We start from the raw sequence: 19,476 nt of genomic DNA, 5'->3' as shown, positions 1-19,476 counted from the left end.
TGACGATTTACTAGTCATAGTTAAGTAAAATGAAGGGAATGATTTGTGCACGTACTAGCAGCCTTATCTGTTTCACACATTTTGATTTAAAAATTTCGTAAAGGAAGTGACATCTTGTATTTGAACCGTAAAAAGACCTTAACGCTCCTTGCCTCTTTCCTTATTGCCTCTTCGATGGTCACCCCTGCATTTGCAGAGGGAACCCTTTCGGATCATGGCACTGGTGCCAGCACGAGCTCACCGCTGCCCAAATTAAAAAAGAGTCAATGGCCCTCCGACCCGACAGCTGAAATCAGCGTACAGGCCGCCACGCAACCAGATGTAAGTACAGCATCTGAATCTTCACGCGCTGCCGAAGCCGAGAAAGCTGCCGCATACGCGACGGATCGTATCATTGTCAAATATAAAGCTGACGTTTTAAATGTCTCTGCTTTTTCAAGCACGATCGCCGCACAAGTCGAAGAGGTCAAGGAACTCCCTGCTCTGAATACTAAAATACTCCATGTCAATCAGAACGCCAACCTTCTTCACGTGATTGATGAGCTCCAAAAAGATCCGAATGTTCTTTACGCAGAACCCGACTTCAAGATAACCATTCCACAGCTCGACAAAGAACCGATTTTCCAAACTGAACAATCAAAAGCGGCACTTCAATCTAATAATGTCGATACTGCCCAAGTCGCACCACCTAACGATCCGCTTTTTCCCGATCAATGGTATTTACAAAACACAGGTAAAACCATTTATATAGACAAGACACCATATGTCAGTAAGCCCGGAATTGATATTCAAGCATTGAAAGCATGGGAAATTACGCAAGGGAGCAAAGATGTTACCGTTGCGGTAATGGGAACAGGTATGGAGATCATCAATAAGGATTTATTCGAAAATATTTGGGAGAATCCAGATGAAGACCCATATAACGACGATGACGATGATGATAACGATTATATCAACGATATAAACGGTTGGGATTTTGCCAATAATGACAACACACTCTTCGATCCCAAGGATGGCTACAGTGACCACTATGGTACATACTACGGAAAACTAATTGCGGCATCGATAAACAATAACATCGGTTTGGCCGGTGTTGCCCCTAACGTTAAATTAATGCCGTTGAAAGTTTATAGTCCTACGAAGGGTTATCTCTCTGAAGCGATGGAAGCCATTCACTACGCCGAAGCCAAACACGTCAAAATTGCGTATGTGGGCTGGAGCTTGAGCGTATACAGCCAAGCGTTATACGAGGTCATTTCTAATTCTAAGATGCTCTTTGTTACCTACGCTGCCGCCAGTGGCGACTACTTTAATCCCAATGTAGATGGTAATCCTATTTATCCAAAAGCTTTTCTTACAGACAATGTTTTGAGTGTCTCCGCTGTAGATAACAAAGGTGAATTGGGAGAAATATCAGGATTTGGCAAGACATACGTAGATGTTAGCGCCCCGGGTTATTTCATGCCCTTTACACCCGCCGATACTCCAGTTGGCTATGCAGCTGAGATTCATAAATTCCCCGGGCTCGGTAACGAGGAATACAAAGCCATTGTTAACGCTATAGGCTTTGAGGTAGTGCCGATTGAGGATGAAGGTTTCGACCCTAAGCAACGGCAGGATATGTTTGATAAAGCGATCAAATTCTTGGAAGACCAGCATCCGAATAAAGATGCTAAGATACTCCTCGTTCAAGACAATAAGTTTTTCACAGATATCGCCCCACCCGATGGCGGTGGAGTAGGAGTTCCGGGAGGGCCTTATCTTGATCCGTCCGTAGATTTAGAGATCTATCAGGAGCTATTGGATAAGGCAGGCTATCCGGAAAGCAGTATCGAGTTGTACACAACAGAAGATGTTGCCGAGGACGGCCCTGATCTCAGCGTGATGCAAAGCCATGATATTGTTCTCTGGTTTACAGGAAGATCATTCGGTTCGCCATTGAAATTACTCACTGATAATGACCAAAGCAATTTAACGGCTTACCTGAACGGCGGTGGTCGCTTGATGATTTCTGGTCAGGACGCCCTTGATGGCATCTATAGGTCGCCATTTGTCACCGACACGTTGCATCTAGAGATCTATGGGGAAGGTACGATGAACGGAGATGTCATCGGACAGCCAACTACAGCCTATACTAACAGTGCTTACAAACTTTATTATTACAATATAGCTGTAGATAACATGGCGAGTAACGATGTTTCCATTACAAAAATCAATCTTGGACCGCCTTCAACGCGTTTTTATCAAAGAGGCGAGGACTATTCAGCTGCCCTTGCCGCAGGAACCGCTGCGCTCGTGCTGTCCGAATATCCATCTATGGATGCCGCTTCCCTTAGACACCGAATTATGAATAGCGGTACACCGCTGGACTCGTTAGCCAAGGCGAGTGTAAGCGGTAAAATGATCAACGCCTTCCGGGCTTTGACGAGCAGGGATATTCCTGGTACACCGCTGGACGATATAAGGGTCACCAAGAAGCTGAAAGCCGATAGCAAAGAATCCGATGATGTGTATGCCATTACATTAGGCGCTGGGGAAAGCATGACAGCTACCTTAACCGCTGACGCAGGAACTGACTTCGATCTGTACTTGTATGATACAACGGCAACCACGGTAACAAGCAATTATGGTCTCATTGCCAAATCGGAGAATGATGGCTCGGCAGAAAGTATCACCTACACGGCTAAAGTAGCGGGTACATATTACATCAATGTCAGCGCCTTTAAAGGAGCCGGCTCCTATACGCTCGAACTAGGTTACACCAATCAAGCGGGTGTCTTCCAGGATACACATAGCGGGCTTGCTTATAGCGGCAACTGGACAACAGCATCGACAAAGAACGGTACTTTCCGACAAATTGATGGTGTTGGAAGCGTAGAGTTTAGCTTCTGGGGCAATCAGATCGAATGGATTGGCACCAAAAACCCGGATCAAGGCATTGCAGATGTTTACATTGATGGCACTAAAGCTGCTTCTCCTTCTCTGTACAGCAAGACGACTTTGCATGAGCAGTCCTTGTTCAAGCAATCGTTTGCGAACGGACACCACACAATTAAAATCGCTTGGACGGGTAAATTCGATCCTTCCGTCAAAAAAGGAGCGCACGCTTACATCAATGTCGATGCCTTTAAAGCTGCAACCTTAATGCGCTCTAATGATGTAACCGCTACTTTCAAAGGACTCTGGGGTGCAGCATTTGGCGATAGTTACAGTCGTGGTGTGCAGCGGTTTACGGAAACAAAGGATAGCTCGGCTGTGTATACCATCTCTGGCTCTGTGGTCACTCTGCTTGCCAATACGGGCAACAACCGCGGAAAAGCGGATATATATCTGGATGAGGTGCGGATCTCGACCGTTGACTTGTACAGCCCGACTACGGCCTATCAAGTTCCTGTGTTCACGACCGCTCTGACCAAAGGCAAACATACCCTTAAAGTCGTTCATACTGGCGAAAAGAATAACAAATCAACAGGCACGCTCATCTCGATTGATGCGTTGCATTTCGTCCAATAAACATACTTCAGCAATTTATCCTGTTCGAAATGGGGAAAACGAACTTGAACCTATTTATTCATAAAAAAACGGCAGCGCTCCTGACCATCACGGCATTGCTCAGCGGTCTGCTGAGTCCCAGCATCTATGCTTCCGAGCCGACCGCGCCTGCCATTCCGGTCATGACTCAGGCCAAACTGCATGCTCTTATTCAAGAAGCACAAAACAAACAAAGCTCTGCTACGATATCAGCGCCGTCTATCATCGCAGATGATATAAATACTGCCTCTACAGACCTGATTAATGTCATTATTCAGCTTAGCAATCAACCTGTCGCTGTAGGTCGCTATGCAGCCAAAATGGGCTACCAGAAAGTGGCCGCCGAAGCGACCGAAGTCAACGTTCAAACCGAACAATCGATTTTCCTTAACCTTGCTTCGCAGCAAGGTATCACCCTCCAAGTCCATTATCAGTACGAAACGGTACTGAACGGTATGGAGGTTACCGTACGAGCAAATGACATACCTAAGCTCGCGCAGTTGCCAGGTGTGACATCCATCCATAAGAATCAGGACTATTACGCTATTCCTGTGCCGGCGGACGTGGAAACGCAAGGACTGGACAATCCGATCTTTGATATCAATCCGTTAAAGCAGATTGGGGCAGATATTGCGTGGGATAAAGGTTTCACTGGTGCAGGTGTAAAAGTCGGTGTTATTGATACAGGTGGCGATTATTTGCACCCTGATCTTAAAGATGCCATGGATCCCTTGAACAAGGGCTATGATGCTTACTATCAGGATGATGATCCTTACGAAGATAGCGATCTAGACGGGGCCACCGAACACGGAACACATGTTTCGGGCACGATCGTCGGCAGATTCGCGAATCCAACTTCCGAGTTCGTACAGAAAGGCGTTGCTTATGGCGCCAAACTTTATCTGTACAAAGTACTTGGCGGCAAACATGGTACTGGTTCATCCGCTCAAATCATCGCCGGTATTGAGAGAGCCGTAAAAGATAAGATGGATGTCATTAACTTGTCCTTAGGATCAGCCGCTTATAAGGATCCGAACTCACCCGATTCAATTGCGCTGAACAATGCCGTATTGGCAGGTGTTGTGGCTGTTGCTGCAAACGGAAATGATGGAGCAGGTATCCCTTATTATTACTCCATGGGATCCCCCGCTTCTGCGCATCTCGCTATTTCCGTGGCTGCCGCCACAAGTCCAAGCAGGCACTACAACTCCTCGCTTGAGAGCACGGTCTCCGTGTCGAGCGTAACTTATGCAACTTATCAATCGAATCCTCGATTGGTTAGCTGGAAAAAAGACGAAACACAATTCGCAAGCTTGCTAGGCGACCAATCCTTAGAGGCTGTTTTTGTTAACTTTGGTAGAGATCAAGATTATAATTTATATGAAGGCGATCTGAGCGGAAAAATTGCCCTTATTTCACGCGGTGTGAACGCAATAGAAGAAAAAGTGGTGAACGCTGCTAAATATAATGCCTCTGCAGCTATCATTTTTAATGGAAACGCAGCGTTCGATGCTCAGGGTGAGGTTATTGGTATCGATCTTTCGGAAGACATTCCTGGCAGAGATGGTCCCATCGGTACCCTTGCCGGGCTAGGTGAAGACCGTAAATATTTGCCCACGTTCGATATGTCAGGGAAGGAGGGCCGTGCCTTAGCCAGAGCATTACTCACAAATCCGGGCTCGACCCTGAAGATCTCATTTGGCAGCACGTTCAATCCGGTAGATCTGATTGGTGATACGATTGCCGAATTCAGTTCCCGAGGTCCGAACTCGGATAACAATTACGGAATTAAGCCCGACATCAGTGCTCCTGGGGTCAATATTATGTCGACCCTGCCTGCTTACGCTAAAGAATTCCCTTGGAAAAGCTACGATGAAGCCTACGGACGCATGAGCGGCACGAGTATGGCGGCTCCGCACATCACAGGACTTGTTGCACTCCTGTTGGAAAAATATAAAGATGTGGATAAGAACAACGATGGCATTGCAGACTGGTCTCCGATGGACTACCGTGCCGCATTAGCGAATACATCCGAAATGATAAGCGATTTAGGCGGAACACTTTATGATGTCTATTCGCAAGGTGCCGGTCGGGCTAACGTAGCCAACGCGCTGGCAACACCAGCACTGCTTGAAGCCATGGATCCGCTGACGATTCATAACTTTAAGTTGGAACCCATCACCATGGAAAGCAACGCAAGCAGCGTGAGCTTTGGATTAATTGATCCTAAATTGAACAAAGCCGTCGATAAACCGCTTCAAATAAAAAATATGTCTGACGAAGCCCTGACTTATGCCGCCTCCGTTGTCATGCATCCCCATGTGACGTCGGATCCGAACAAACCGATTCCGACACCTGACATAGGAAGAATTCAGATGTTGATCAATGGGCAAGACGCCAATTCTGATCAGACGATCGCCGTAGGCCCGAACGCACGTCAGAGCTTCACCCTCTCTGCTCTGGCTACAGCCGATGCACCGAATGGCGTTTACGAAGGACACGTGTTATTGAAAAGTGCTGACCCTGATCATCCAGAGCTGCACCTTCCTTTTGTTATTCACATTGGAGAAGGTTCAGATAATAATCAATTCGTTCTTCAAGACATGACTTTGTCTGATCAAACGATTAATGCAGATGAAAAAATTGATCTATCTGTAACGATTAATTCCGATACGCAGCAATATATGGTTTTCTATGCTTTAGGCTTAGAAGCAATAGGTCCAAATGATCCTGTGCCGACCGTTGGTGAGATTTACGACCTTGATCAAGAAACGGGCGAGTTCAAACCTATACCTCGTGGCAAGCTTACTTTCCACGAAATTGGTAACAGTGTCGGATATACGATGGATTATCAGTTAAATGTAAATACGGTCAAGCTCCCTGATGGGTTATATAATTTTGTGGTCGTTAGCTATTCAGACCTTCGCGACCCCAATAGTTTCTCTATTGCATACAAACCGTTTTATGTGAGCAGCGAGCCTACGACCGAAACGCCACCACCATCACCACCTGTCTCGGGCGGCGGTGGCGGTGGCGGCGCACTGCCAGAGGCACCTAAAACGAATTTGGAACTGATTGAATCTATCGTTCCACAAGGACAAGCAAGTGTTTCTGTTACGGCTTCCACCACGATGCAGGGCAAACAATTGACAGCAACTGTTGCGGATAGCGACATTCAGAAAGCGTTGGATGCTGCAAAATCGGCTACGACTTCCATCGTTGTCAACGCAGGCAGCACGGATTCGTCAGAAGCTCAACTTAAGCTGACGAACGCGCAAGTGCTGAAGCTTCAGCAGGCCGCTGAAGGCAGCACGGTTGTGTTCGCCTGGAATGGCGCAACGATTGCAACACCTGTTTCCGCATTCACGAGTGTTCCTGCTGGCGCAGACTATGTGGTGCAAATTACAAAAGACGCAAGCAGCACATCCACTTTTGCGAAGCAGTACCCAGACGCTTCTGTTGTAGGTACACCTTACGCGTTTGAAGCAAGTACGGTTATTGGCGGAACAGCAACACCGCTGAGCTTAACAGCGAAGCAAGTGTTCAAGCGTGCCTTTATCGTGGATCAAGAAGTAAACGAAAGCAAGACCGGCGCATTGTACATCGAGAACGGTCAAGTCTACCCAGTACCAGCTCTCTTCACAGCTGCAGGTGCAGGCAAAACCATCGTGTCGATCAGCCGCCCTGGCTTCTCCACCTATGCGGTGGCACAGCATCAAACAACCTTTGCAGACATCGATTCATCTTGGGCGAAGAGCCATATCCAACTGCTTGCTGACAAATTCTTGCTCAACGGAACATCAGACAGCACATTCTCGCCGAAAAACAATGTAACACGCGCTGAATTTGCTTCACTGCTTGTTCGGTCGCTTGGTTTGCAAAAACCAACATCCGCAACACCGTTCAAAGATGTTCACAGCAGTGACTGGTATGCGCAGTCCGTGGCGATTGCATATGAAGCTGGGCTTGTCACAGGCTACGGTGATACGTTCGAGCCAAACGCCAGTATCAGTCGACAAGATCTAACGGTCATGCTGACGAGAGCATTGAAGTTGCTACAAGTCACTAAAACTGCTACATCAGCGCCTATCGCTTATGCAGATGCTGAGCAATTCAGTGACTATGCGAAAGACAGTATCCAATTCGTTACGTATGCTGGACTCATGGATGGTATTGACACGAATGAAGGCACCCACTTCCAGCCAACCGAGCCAACTACACGTGAAGCTGTAGCTAAAGTATTAAGCTCTCTATTGAAACTGTCCAAGCTTATTAACTAAACAACAACTCAACGCCCCTTGTACCTGCGCATCATTGCTACAAGGGGCGTTTTTTTGTTTTTACAAATAAAGTTGGGTGAAATTACATGGCTTCGTAAGTCAAAGATTTTTATTACTCTATTTTCATTCAGTTGTTGGAAGAAGGAACATTTGTAATGGACTCCGATGCAGCTGCTAAAGGTTTTTCTGCATTGCAAGTCTTTGCACGCGAACGTGCTTACTATCTGGCTTCATCTATGCAACGCGCATTTTATTATGAAGGTAAAAGTCTCAGTGACCCTGTAACTTACCGAGAAATTATGGAAGATTTAGTCAGAAGTAATGTAATAGATGAAGCGCTTTAAACCCAGAATTTCGGTTCATTTTAACTTTAAAACTCCTAAAGTCATCCTTGCCACATCTGGGTTTACAGGATTCTCTTTGGCATGTTTTGTGACTAAGTTACGGTTTGATTACTCAAAACTTGTTACTATTGAATTTATTATATAAGAAATTAAGGAAGGAGCAGGTCAATGATGAGAGTAAGCGAGCAGGGAGAATAAGCTGTCTGAGCGGCTATTTTTAATCATTGATTGAAAAGGAGGATAATTATGTCAAATAACTACGAACATGAGCAGATCAAGAGAAACTTCATTTACTCTATGGAAGAAATGAGCCGTGTCAGTCCCCATATTGTTATGGAACGAACGCCTCAAATGATCCGATACGAAAGCAATCTAGCGCATCCTCTGTTTAATCGAGTGATTACCTATCATGGAGCTTTGTCTGAGGACGGTATAGATGAAATAGGAAGGATCGCTAATGATTACATAGCACGTAAGACTCCTTTTACTTGGCTAACCTGGTCTCATGACGCAAATGTTGAAGTACTGGGACATGTCCTGCAAGCAAAGGGGCTTAATAAAGTGGATGAAATGTCGGGTATGTCACTTGAATTGAGGAATTGGAATTATGAGAAGAAAGTGATACCCGGTTTCGTAATTAAACCTATCCTATCTTCCTCAGAGATGGGGTGGTTTCGAGATATTGTGCCTTCTGTGTTTGAAGTGAATGGGGAGATAGGTGAGGTTTTCGGACAGATTAGTGAAGATGTCGCTTTAGGAGAGAATGCCGCTTATCGTCATTACATCGGCATCCTGGACGGCCAGCCCGTCGCTGCGTTGACCGCGGTTCATGTCGGTGAAACGATAGGCATCTATAACGTGGCTACGTTAGAGGCATACCGGCGAAGAGGATTAGGATGTGCATTGATCTTTCATGCTTTGCACGAAGGTCAAGCCGAAGGACGGCGTCTCGCTGTGCTTCTAGCGAGCACGATGGGTGAAGGCTTGTATAAGTCAATTGGTTTTAATGTCGATGTCACAATCGAAGTCTATCTAGGATAACTAGGATAAGAACGGAATTTACACGTCAGATTGTTCGATATGAATCCGATCTTCCCCATCCGGTATACAATCGCGTCATTGCTTGTCACGACGGCAAAAAACATCGTCATATTTGACGATGTTTTTTTTGAATCTTAAGTGTATCGATTCATGCTTAGATAATAGCATACGCCGGCTCATAACGGGGATTCGTATAGTATGGCGGTCTAATTGAAATGACAGGCATTGACCAAGAATGATTTAAGTATTCCATCGTGAGTTTCTCATTTGAATGGTTAATGAGTAAGACATTTATTTGGGGACTGAAAATAAACTTCATTGCGGTACTCCTCCTTTTTCTAGGGATGTGTGATGTGATACATTCTATTTAATATTGGCCAAAATGATTCATCTAAGTTCAAGAGAAGCATCGTTCTTACCAAGGAAGCATAGACTATTGTAAAATTGCAGACAGAGGAGGGATGTCAGCTTTGAGTAATGACAATGTTGAGAACGAAATGCGTGACTTGCAAAAATGGTTTGAGCTGAATAAAAAAATAAATCCATACCCCCTTTACCCGAGCTACGGGAAAATAACGAGATATGAAGAGATTCCGGTATCATTTCCAGAGCAACAACAGCTTCGCCAACCAGGCTTAGAAAGGCTCATGGTTCCTAGCCCAATCCTTGAAAATCCTCACTACAAGGGTAGTGAGAAATTAAAAGGGAAAGTGGCATTGATCACTGGCGGTGATAGCGGTATGGGAGCTGCAGTAGCCATTATTTTTGCTAAAGAAGGTGCTGACGTAGCGATCTCCTATTTGGATGAGCATGAAGATGCGCATCGTACTAAAGCTCGCGTTGAACAACTAGGGCAACGTTGTCTTCTTCTTCCGGGTGACTTGCGTAGCAAGCAGCAATGCATTGATATCGTGGAAAAAACAATGGCCTTTTACGGGAAGTTAGACACTCTTGTGAATCATGTAGGCGTCCAGTTTCAGCAAAATTCGCTGACCGATATATCAGATGAGCAAATGAACGACATCTTTACGGTAAATGTCTATTCTCATTTCTATACAACAAGAGCAGCACTTCCTCACTTGAAAGCAGGGAGTACGATTATTAATACAACATCAATAGTTGCTTATATCGGCCAAAAGCTATTGCTGGACTATACGGCAAGTAAATCTGCTATAGTTGGTTTCACGAGAGCACTTGCAAGTAGTGTAATCTCCCAAGGTATCCGGGTTAATGCCGTCGCACCGGGTAGAATATGGACACCTTTGATTCCGGCAAGTATGACCAGTGATGAAATAGCCCTGTGGGGGACGAACAACCTAATGAAGAGATCTGGACAGCCGTTTGAGTTAGCACCTACTTGGGTTTACTTAGCATCGGATGATTCCAGTTTTGTTACTGGTCAGGTGTTGCATGTAGACGGGGGGGAATGTACAAGTTCCTGATTTATGGGCTTCCCAAGCGTAGAATGGTATGATCCACGCTGCATGCTATTCATTTGTACATATACATATCTTGCACTAACCGATTTTTATTATTTTACACTTAGATCGACATAGAACGGTGCATTGGTGACGCCAAGCTGTCGAGCATAGATGAAGAGTTGACCCTTGTGATGAGCTTCGTGTGCAACTAGGCGATGGAACATTTCTTCTACAGGCTCGGTGACATCAACACCGTTAATATGAATAGTAACTACCTCTTGAAGCTCGGAATCGGTATATTCGTTCAGTTTTTGCTCCGTGACGCCAGTCAGATTCTTTACAAGCTCACGCGCTTCTATAATGGTTGAAGGTACGGGAGGTATGTTCATGTCGCGCTTTTCTATCTGAGCGAAAAAGAACTCTGGCGTCCAAGCCAAATGATGTATGAGCTCTAGTGTAGTCCAGCCGCCTTCCCAGGGGCGCCAATTGCCGCTGGAGTCAGGTAGTTGAGCTGCTAGTTCAATCAAACTATTGTGATGCATTTTCCAACCTTTTAAGATTTTTTGAGATGATGAAGTTTAAGTTGAGTTGTCATTATTTTATTCCTCCTCATATTTATATTCGTGATTTACTTTGCCACGTGCATTGCATAACATTCCTCTGCCGAAAGATGTGCTTCCACAATATTAGAGGGCGATAACGAAGCGGTATGAGGACCAGGATTAAGCTATTATTTGCTTCCATGCCTCAAATCACTCATAACAAATTTATTTCACACCATGGCTTCCTCGAAAAAATCTCTTACCGCCAATATGAGAGATATGCCGATTGTTAACAAAATGAAGACGCCAACGATGGTTGGCGTCTCTTTTCTGTTTATAACTTTATTTTAGAATTGACCAACACTGTGTGATTCATTCACAGTAACTCCTTCAAATCTTCTGCGATAGCCGAAGGTTTGTCCGTTGAACCATAACGTTTCAAAACACGTCCATCGCGGTCAACAAGAAACTTCGTGAAATTCCATTTAATAGACTCAGATCCAAGCACGCCTCTTGCTTCTTTTTTCAAGAATTTGTAGAGTTCATCAGCGTTAGGTCCATTTACATCAATTTTTCCGAAAAGCTCAAAGGTTACGCCGTAATTAATTTCGCAGAAGCTGTGAATTTCCTCATTGTTCCCTTTTTCACCACTGCCAAATTGGTTGCACGGGAAGCCGAGAATTTCAAGACCACTGCCTTTATATTGCTTGTAAATCTCTTGAAGCTCTTTGAACTGCGGCGTAAATGCGCATTTGCTCGCGGTGTTAACAATCAGCATCACTTTACCTTTGTATTCGGCAATTGATTTTACGGATCCTTTTGCAGTTGTAACATTGTAATTATAAATAGACATAAGTCACTTTCCTCTCAAGATAAATTTTATAAAATTAAATTGTGTCATCTGTATAATGTGATTATATATCGCGTTCATGATTTTTGTCAATTATATTGTGCTAAATATAATTATGGTAAATGTAGACTGGATATATCAAAGGGCCTTATTATATAGTCGAGCATTTGTAAGATAGAAGGGAGATTATTATGATGAAACTTAACGGAATTGGTGCAACTAACGAACACGCTAGAATTATCCTAGAGAGTTACAAGCGGGTAACTGGGAAGAAGCTTTTAGAAAAGGATCCTATGCAAGGGGACGAATTTGAAAAGCTGTATGATGCGCCATTCATAGTCCTTTCTCACGGGCTGGAGCTAGATCCGGTGCTCAATTTCGGCAACCGCGCAGCTCAGAAGCTGTGGGAAATGGACTGGACAACCTTTACAAGTACCCCTTCAAGATTGACTGCGGAAGCGATGGAAAGGGAGGAACGGGAGCAATTTCTTAGAGCGGTCGGTGCTAATGGCTTCATAGACAATTACAAGGGAATTCGGATTTCGAGTACTGGACGGAGATTTTACATTGTAGAAGTGACGGTGTGGAATCTGACCGATGAGAAGGGTAATAAGTATGGTCAAGCTGCCTCATTTCACGAATACCGATATATATAAGGGTATCAAAACTCTCTAATGAACACTGTTTAATCTCAGTGTTCATTTTTATTTACTGGCTTTAATGAATGAAAGAAATGATTTTTTTGAAAACTATAAAAAACGCCGAACGGATGTTCATGCGATCGTGTCAGAGGACCCCGTCTCGAAAGTGATCAGTACGTTCACCCTGTTCGTGAAATGGAGTTTTCTAGTTTTGTTGAACATCTGGAGTCCATTATTTCCATGGATGATTGATAAAGCGCTAGGTTTTATGTGACTTAATCACTGAATTTACTTCAGTTATTCGTTATTATCGACATTGTGGATAATAATTAAGGAGTTGAAACGGTTGATTCAGTCTGAACATGTATCGCGCATCCTTTCATTATTCCCCAGTATGGCAGACCTTTCAGAGGAGGATTGGTATCAAGACTCCTTACAAGTGATTCAAATGGAACCCCAAAATATCGTTGAGAAAACACAATTTCTGAAGTTTGTAGTCATGCTTTTGGATGGTAACCTTAGAACGTATAAAGTAAGTGCCTCTGGTCGTGAAATCACGTTGTACAGAGTGAATAGCGGAGAATGTTGTCCGTTTATGTCTTCTAGCATTTTGGGATCTTCCGAATATGAAGTAAATGCCTGCGTAGAAACAGCTGCATTGATGTTGATCGTTCCCGCTGAAGTTTTCCAAGACTGGATGGATCGGTATCCTGTTTTTCGACAGTTCATTTATACAGAGTCAGCCAGAAGGCTTCTCCATTTGGCCAGTTTATTGGATAATATTAATTTTAAAACGATTCGAGGTAGAATTTCAGAATTTCTTATTCAATTCGCTGAACAGAATGGTAATTCAGATACGCTTTATATTACTCATCAGAGCTTATCCATCGAATTAGGGACAGCCCGTGAGGTGATCAGCAGAACGCTGAAAGTACTTGAGCATAAAGAAGTGATCGAACTTTCGCGAGGGAAAATTACGATTAGAGATCGTAGCGCACTCGTACGTTTTATTGAGTAATCAGAGACGCGATAGAATGTTAAGTAAATACAACAGTGTCTTCCTTAATTTAATGAATGTATCAAATCTATATTAGTGTATACTATCAGACGAATGAATGGCTTAGTCCTAATATCATGTAAAGAGGAGATGTATCTAATGAGTAATGGAATTGCAAACAAAGTCGTACTAATCACAGGTGGCGGCACCGGTCTCGGAGCGGAGTCCGCGCGCCTCCTGGCTTCCAAGGGAGCGATCGTAGCGGTGGCTGCACGCCGAAAGGACAAGCTTGATGAGGTAGTTGCAGAAATCAAGAAGGCTGGTGGTAAGGCTGCTGCTTATCAGCTTGATGTAACCGACAAATTGCAGTTCAAGGCTGTAGTCGATGCGATCATTGCTGAATTTGGCAAAGTGGATGTGCTCGTCAATAATGCTGGCATTATGCCGATTCGTCCAATGTCAGAAGTGAACACAGACGAGTGGGACGCGATGATCGACATCAACATCAAAGGGGTTCTGTACGGAATCGCCTCCGTCTTGCCTACCTTCCTTGCTCAGGAGAACGGGCACATCATCAACATCAGCTCCGTTGCCGGAGTAAAAGTATTTTCGCCGGGGGGTACCGTCTATTCAGGCACCAAATTCGCGGTGCGCGCAATTTCCGAAGGTCTGCGTCATGAAGTGGGCAGCAAGGTCCGGGTAACGTCCATCGAACCGGGGGCTGTGGAAAGCGACCTGAAGTACAACACCACGGGCACGGCACAATCCAACGTATTGGATTTCTACAAATCCGCCATTCCCGCAAGCGCGGTGGCACGGACTATTGCTTTTGTTATCGAACAGCCGGTAGAGGTAGATGTCAACGAGATCGTTCTGCGTCCTACTTCGCAGGAGTTCTAATTAACCGAGCACTATTCTATTTCAAGTGCGTACCTTTAAACTGCACCCCGATTGTTAGTCACAAACTAACAATTGGTGGTGCAGTTTTTGTGTTTAGCTCCTTTAGAATACAATTTCTTATTAGGAAAGTGACAAAGTTACAGTATTAAAATTTTATTACTCGTATAATAAGCAAGCTGATGGCCGCAGTATACAAATACAAAGGGAGAGTTGAAATGATGTTAGAAAGAAAAAAACGCCTTCACTGGGCTCGCGCCTTAGTAGCCGTTTTATTAATGGTTGGTAGTGTGCCAGCTATGCCTGCTCTGAATGTACAGGCTGTCGCAGCTGACAATTATTTGTTGTCTATGAATCGGCCTATATACGCTTCCTCGTCACTTGGAGGCAGTACGCCAGATTTGGCCGTTGACGGCAGCATGAATAGCCGTTGGGAGAGTGTTTGGAAGAAGGATCCGCAATGGATATACGTAGATCTTGGAGCTACAGCAACTCTGAACAAAGTTGTTGTTAATTGGGAAAATGCATATTCCAACGCTTATACCATTCAAGTTTCCGATGATGAGCTTCATTGGCAGGATATAACCCCTGTTTTGCAAGGAAAACCAGGTGATGTTGCCATTGAAGTTGCAGGAAAGGGGCGTTATGTACGTCTTTTCAGTACGGAACGTGCTCAGCAACCTTACGGTATTTCTATTTTTGAATTCAGTGTTTATGGAACGGGTGGCTCGGGTACCCCTCCGAAGCCTGCTGCAGCGAACTTAGCGCTCAACCGCGATGTAACTGTCTCGTCCCTTGAAAAGGATGAGCCAAGTAAATCAGCTGAAGATAGAGATAAAATGGAAGAAAAAAATTATTTGGCTAAAAATGCAACAGACGGAAATAAGGACACTCGGTGGTCCTCCATCTACAAGGACAAAGAGTGGATCTACGTAGACTTGGGACAAGAATATGAAATCGGCAGTGTCGTATTGAACTGGGAAGCTGCTTTTGGGCGAGCATATGATATTCAGGTTTCGAATGATGCCAAACATTGGACAACCAGTTTCCGTCAGCTTAACGGCAATGGAGGCAAAGAAACGATTCCTCTTTACGCTAAGACCCGCTATGTAAAAATGTCAGCCATTGGGAGAGGTAGCACGAACGGTTATTCCCTGTTCGAGTTTGAGGTACGAGCCTACCGTGATGGTGATCCTAAACCAAATTACGAAATTCCTGAAGTGCCGACTCCTTCCGCTGTGAAAGTGGGGGCAGGAAGCTATGAGGTTCATGATATAACGCAATTAGAACCCAAGAATCCTATATATCGGACCTCTACGATTAAAACGCCAATCCCTTCAAATGATTGGTGGCAGTCTATTCTCGTCTCCAATCTGGGTGATAGTAATGGTCTCGTGACACTGCCGCTTAAGAATTGGTACACGAAACAAGGGCTTGCCGTTCTAAACCCAGGTGCAGGCTATTCAAATGGTAATTCAATTGATGCCGATGGCGAACCGGACTTATATTTTACTAGCAATACGATTAACCCCGCGAACATGGAAACAAAAATTTCTGGTTACGGTGACTTCTCTGCAACCGTGGTTCTCAGTGACGATGATACAGCCAAAATGAGCACCACTTTCGTGAAAGGCTCGCCTTTCCTGTATAACACATTCGAAAAACCGGATGCAATTATCTTGCAATCACCAGTCATGACTCGTTTATTTGATGATCACAATAATCCTGTGTTGTTGAATGACGGGGACGTGTATACGTCCGACCATATTGGCTTGCAAGTGACGAATCAAGACAAAGCGCAAACACCGCAAACCTTCGTTCGTAATTACGGCATCTTTGTACCTGAAGGAACAACCTTCATGAAGCTTGGTAATACGATCAAAATTAAGCTTGGCTCAAATGAAAATTATATGTCCTTAGCGGCGCTTCCTTCTGCGTCGGAGCTTGGATTATTTTATCAGCATGCCTATGCTTTTGTTACAGACACGAAAGTTGAGTACCATTTTGATGAGAAAACTTCTTTAGTAAAGACAAGCTATACGTCTTCTACGGAACTAAAACGACCGAATGTATCGAAAGATACGATCATGACGCAATTTCCGCACCAATGGAAAATAGCTGACAAACCACTTACCGACCTTAGTTATCCGTCAATCCGTGGTAAGCTGAAGGTTCATGTAGGCAATACGTTTACAACAACGGACCGCTTCAATGGCTTGATTCCTCAATTTGTGGAACCTAATGATCCATCTTACTCCAGAGCTCAGGTCGTTGCTTACCTGGATCAATTAGATGCTGATATGGCGAATGGGTTCATGGCTGCAGATCCGTACTGGCAGGGGAAAAAGCTTCATCCACTATCTTTAGCGGTGCTAATTAGCGACCAGCTTGGCGATACCGACCGGAAAAATCATTATCTAGGCTTACTTAAAACTATTTTGACCGACTGGTACACGTACTCGCCGGAAGAGGAACTTCATTCGCATTATTTCCATTATTCCGAGTATTGGGGTTCACTGATGGCCTATCATACAGGTTTTGGTCTTAATACAGGTTTGACAGATCACCATTTCACATATGGCTATTACATCTTTGCATCCGCGGTTTTGGCTACTTACGACAAAACGTTTCTTCACGATTATGGTGACATGGTGGAGACGCTGATCCGCGATTACGCAAATCCTTCCAGAACCGATAGTCAGTACCCATGGTTCCGGAACTTTGATCCTTATGAAGGTCATTCTTGGGCTGGAGGTTACGCTGATAACCGAAGCGGCAACAATCAGGAAGCAGCCGGAGAATCACTGTTTGGCTGGGTCGGAGAATACATGTGGGGACTCGTAACTGGTAACGATATGTACCGAGATGCGGGGATTTGGGGATTTACGACGGAAGAAAAAGCGACTGAGCAGTATTGGTTTAACTATGATGGGGACAATTGGGTGGATGGATACAACCATGCCACTGCAGGTCAGGTCTATGGTACGGCAACAGCTTTTACGACTTTCTTCAACGGGGATCCGGAGTATGTATATGGAATCCACTGGCTGCCGCCTGCTGAATGGATGACCTACTATGGTCGTCAGCCGGAAAAAGCTGCTGGTCTGTATAACAACTTAATTAAAGATATTGGCGGGCAAGAACGGGCTTGGTATCACATTATTTGGCCGTTTCAATCAATTAGTGATCCTAAAGCCGTATTGAGCAAGTGGAATACGTCAAACATGCAGCAAAATGAGGTATTTAATGCTTACTGGTTTGTGCACAGCATGGAATCGCTTGGCCATCGCAGCGCTAAAATTTGGGCGGATGACCCAGCTGTAACTGTGTATGAAAAAGACGGCGTGTTTACAGCGCAAATCTGGAATCCTTCAGAAAGTAACAAAACGATTCATTTCTTTAATCGAGACGGAGCACTGGGATCCGCAACTGTGTACGCTAATGCCCTGGTATCCGTTGATCCAATGAAAAATACCGTAAAAGTAAAACCAGATTCGTCCAATGATATTGCGTATTTAGATCGTTCTGCGTGGACGATTACAGCCTCCAAAGTGGGAGAATCCCTGAAGAATTTGACCGACAACGATTTATCGACGCGTTGGTCCTCAGGCAGTTCCCAGGCCGCAGGTGATTGGTTACAAATCGATTTGGGTACGGAACAGAATTTTGATACGCTATTTTTGAATTCAGGCACCAACTGGAACGATTATGCTCACGCTTATGAAGTGTATGTATCCAAGGATGGAGAAGAGTGGGGGGCGCCGGTTGCCACGGAGAAAGGAACTTCACCAAGCCTAGCGACATCGCTAGCGGCGCAAAAAGCCCGGTTTGTGAAAATCGTCCTTACGGATGCCAACGCCAGCTGGTGGTCTATCTCCGAAGTCAAAGTCGCAAAATTTGCAAAAGCAACCGAAATGCCAACCGTTGAAACCGGTGCGTTGGATCGCTCTGCCTGGGTAGCAACAGCTTCATCCACGCAAGGCAATGACGTTGCAGAAAATATGCTGGACGGGGATGGAAATTCGCTCTGGACGAATGGGCAACCCCAAACGAACGGCCAGTGGCTGCAGATTGATTTGGGCAGTAAACAAAGTTTTGACATGATTTCTATGAATCCCGGAAACTCCGCAAATGATTATACTCGCGCATATCAGCTGTTTGTTTCTGATGATGGCGAGAATTGGGGGACCGCGGTAACCACGGGTCAAGGTGAAGCGGGTACCTTGTTAATGACATTCCCTATTCAGCATGCCCGTTACATGAAGATCGTCCAAATTGGCGAGGCTGACAAGTGGTGGTCTATCGCTGAGTTGAATGTGTATCATTACGGAATTGGCAAACAAAAACCTCTGGAACCTAATGATTGGATCGCGACAGCTTCCTCCACTGCAGGCGGTGAAAGTACGCAAGCGATGATTGACGGTAACCCGGATACACGTTGGTCTACAGGCAGCGAGCAGAAGAACGGTGATAATATCGTACTCGAGCTTGGAGAGGAACAATCCTTTAATCAGGTAATCATGGAAAGCGGACGCAATCACAATGATTACGCGAGAGGTTATGAAGTGTACGTCTCGAACGACGGTGAGAACTGGGGAAACCCGGTGGCTTCTGGCGAGGGAAAAGGGACGACAGTTATCGCCGTCTTCAAACAGCAGAAAGCGCGGTTTATGAAGATCGTGCAAACAGGAACGGATTCGCATTGGTGGTCCATTTCTGAGCTGCGTCTTCTAACGGGGGATAAATAATAGGATTGAATAACGGAAATGACCGACAAGAGATAGATTTCTCTTGTCGGTTGTTTTTATGTAAGCATGGTTGCTTCCCCATCTCTACGAATAGAAAGGTTTAATTCAATTGTTAAAAATTTAATTTTGATAAATGAGAAAGATGAGTTACAATTTATTTATCCAAAAATAACAGGGGGGATTA

The 19,476-nt window shown here is 44.7% G+C and carries 11 protein-coding genes and 1 pseudogene; 9 read left to right on the top strand and 3 right to left on the bottom strand.

Going from position 1 to position 19,476, the window contains the following annotated elements; genetic code table 11:
• The first annotated feature begins 114 nt into the window (after nt 1-114).
• The 4 genes and pseudogenes from J2736_RS10845 (at nt 115) to J2736_RS10830 (ending at nt 9,196) form a co-directional block, all read left to right on the top strand.
• A complete protein-coding gene (locus J2736_RS10845) occupies nt 115-3,513 on the top strand; it encodes a S8 family serine peptidase (RefSeq protein ID WP_310226312.1) in 3,399 nt (1,132 codons plus the stop codon).
• Between the two features lie 29 nt (nt 3,514-3,542).
• Nucleotides 3,543-7,811: a S8 family serine peptidase gene (locus J2736_RS10840; protein ID WP_310226311.1), complete on the top strand. Its 4,269-nt coding sequence runs from the start codon at nt 3,543-3,545 to the stop codon at nt 7,809-7,811.
• Between the two features lie 128 nt (nt 7,812-7,939).
• Nucleotides 7,940-8,110, top strand: a pseudogene (locus J2736_RS10835) (DsbA family protein); the annotation flags it as partial.
• 291 nt (nt 8,111-8,401) lie between these two features.
• The gene (locus J2736_RS10830; protein WP_310226308.1) at nt 8,402-9,196 is read left to right on the top strand and encodes a GNAT family N-acetyltransferase; all 795 of its coding nucleotides are present in this window, start codon (nt 8,402-8,404) and stop codon (nt 9,194-9,196) included.
• Between the two features lie 154 nt (nt 9,197-9,350).
• On the opposite strand, the gene J2736_RS10825 is transcribed toward J2736_RS10830, so the two are convergent.
• Nucleotides 9,351-9,515 (bottom strand): hypothetical protein, encoded by a 165-nt coding sequence (locus J2736_RS10825; RefSeq protein ID WP_310226306.1) that lies wholly within the window; start codon nt 9,513-9,515, stop codon nt 9,351-9,353.
• Nucleotides 9,516-9,657: 142 nt separating this feature from the next.
• On the opposite strand from J2736_RS10825, the gene J2736_RS10820 reads away from it, so the two are divergent.
• Complete coding sequence (locus J2736_RS10820) at nt 9,658-10,638, top strand: SDR family oxidoreductase (protein ID WP_310226304.1); 981 nt, start codon at nt 9,658-9,660, stop codon at nt 10,636-10,638.
• An 89-nt stretch (nt 10,639-10,727) separates the two neighbouring features.
• Here the strand turns inward: J2736_RS10820 and J2736_RS10815 are convergent, their stop codons facing one another.
• Both J2736_RS10815 and J2736_RS10810 read right to left on the bottom strand, forming a co-directional pair.
• On the bottom strand, nt 10,728-11,177 hold the full coding sequence (locus J2736_RS10815) for a DinB family protein (RefSeq protein ID WP_310226383.1): 450 nt from the start codon (nt 11,175-11,177) through the stop codon (nt 10,728-10,730).
• A gap of 358 nt (nt 11,178-11,535) precedes the next feature.
• The gene (locus J2736_RS10810; protein WP_310226302.1) at nt 11,536-12,012 is read right to left on the bottom strand and encodes a glutathione peroxidase; all 477 of its coding nucleotides are present in this window, start codon (nt 12,010-12,012) and stop codon (nt 11,536-11,538) included.
• A gap of 188 nt (nt 12,013-12,200) precedes the next feature.
• Between J2736_RS10810 and J2736_RS10805 the strand changes: the two genes are divergently transcribed.
• The 4 genes from J2736_RS10805 to J2736_RS10790 all read left to right on the top strand — a co-directional run bounded on the left by J2736_RS10805 (nt 12,201) and on the right by J2736_RS10790 (nt 19,292).
• Nucleotides 12,201-12,665: an MEKHLA domain-containing protein gene (locus J2736_RS10805; RefSeq protein WP_310226300.1), complete on the top strand. Its 465-nt coding sequence runs from the start codon at nt 12,201-12,203 to the stop codon at nt 12,663-12,665.
• A 331-nt stretch (nt 12,666-12,996) separates the two neighbouring features.
• A complete protein-coding gene (locus J2736_RS10800; RefSeq protein WP_310226298.1) occupies nt 12,997-13,668 on the top strand; it encodes a Crp/Fnr family transcriptional regulator in 672 nt (223 codons plus the stop codon).
• Between the two features lie 138 nt (nt 13,669-13,806).
• Entirely contained in the window at nt 13,807-14,547 is a 741-nt protein-coding gene (locus tag J2736_RS10795) for an SDR family oxidoreductase (protein WP_310226296.1), read from the top strand.
• A gap of 215 nt (nt 14,548-14,762) precedes the next feature.
• On the top strand, nt 14,763-19,292 hold the full coding sequence (locus tag J2736_RS10790; RefSeq protein ID WP_310226294.1) for a discoidin domain-containing protein: 4,530 nt from the start codon (nt 14,763-14,765) through the stop codon (nt 19,290-19,292).
• Nucleotides 19,293-19,476 lie beyond the last annotated feature (184 nt).

It is taken from the genome of Paenibacillus qinlingensis (genome assembly GCF_031455095.1).
GTDB classification, from domain to species: domain Bacteria; phylum Bacillota; class Bacilli; order Paenibacillales; family NBRC-103111; genus Paenibacillus_E; species Paenibacillus_E qinlingensis_A.
This window is presented reverse-complemented; position numbering and strand designations above follow the sequence as displayed.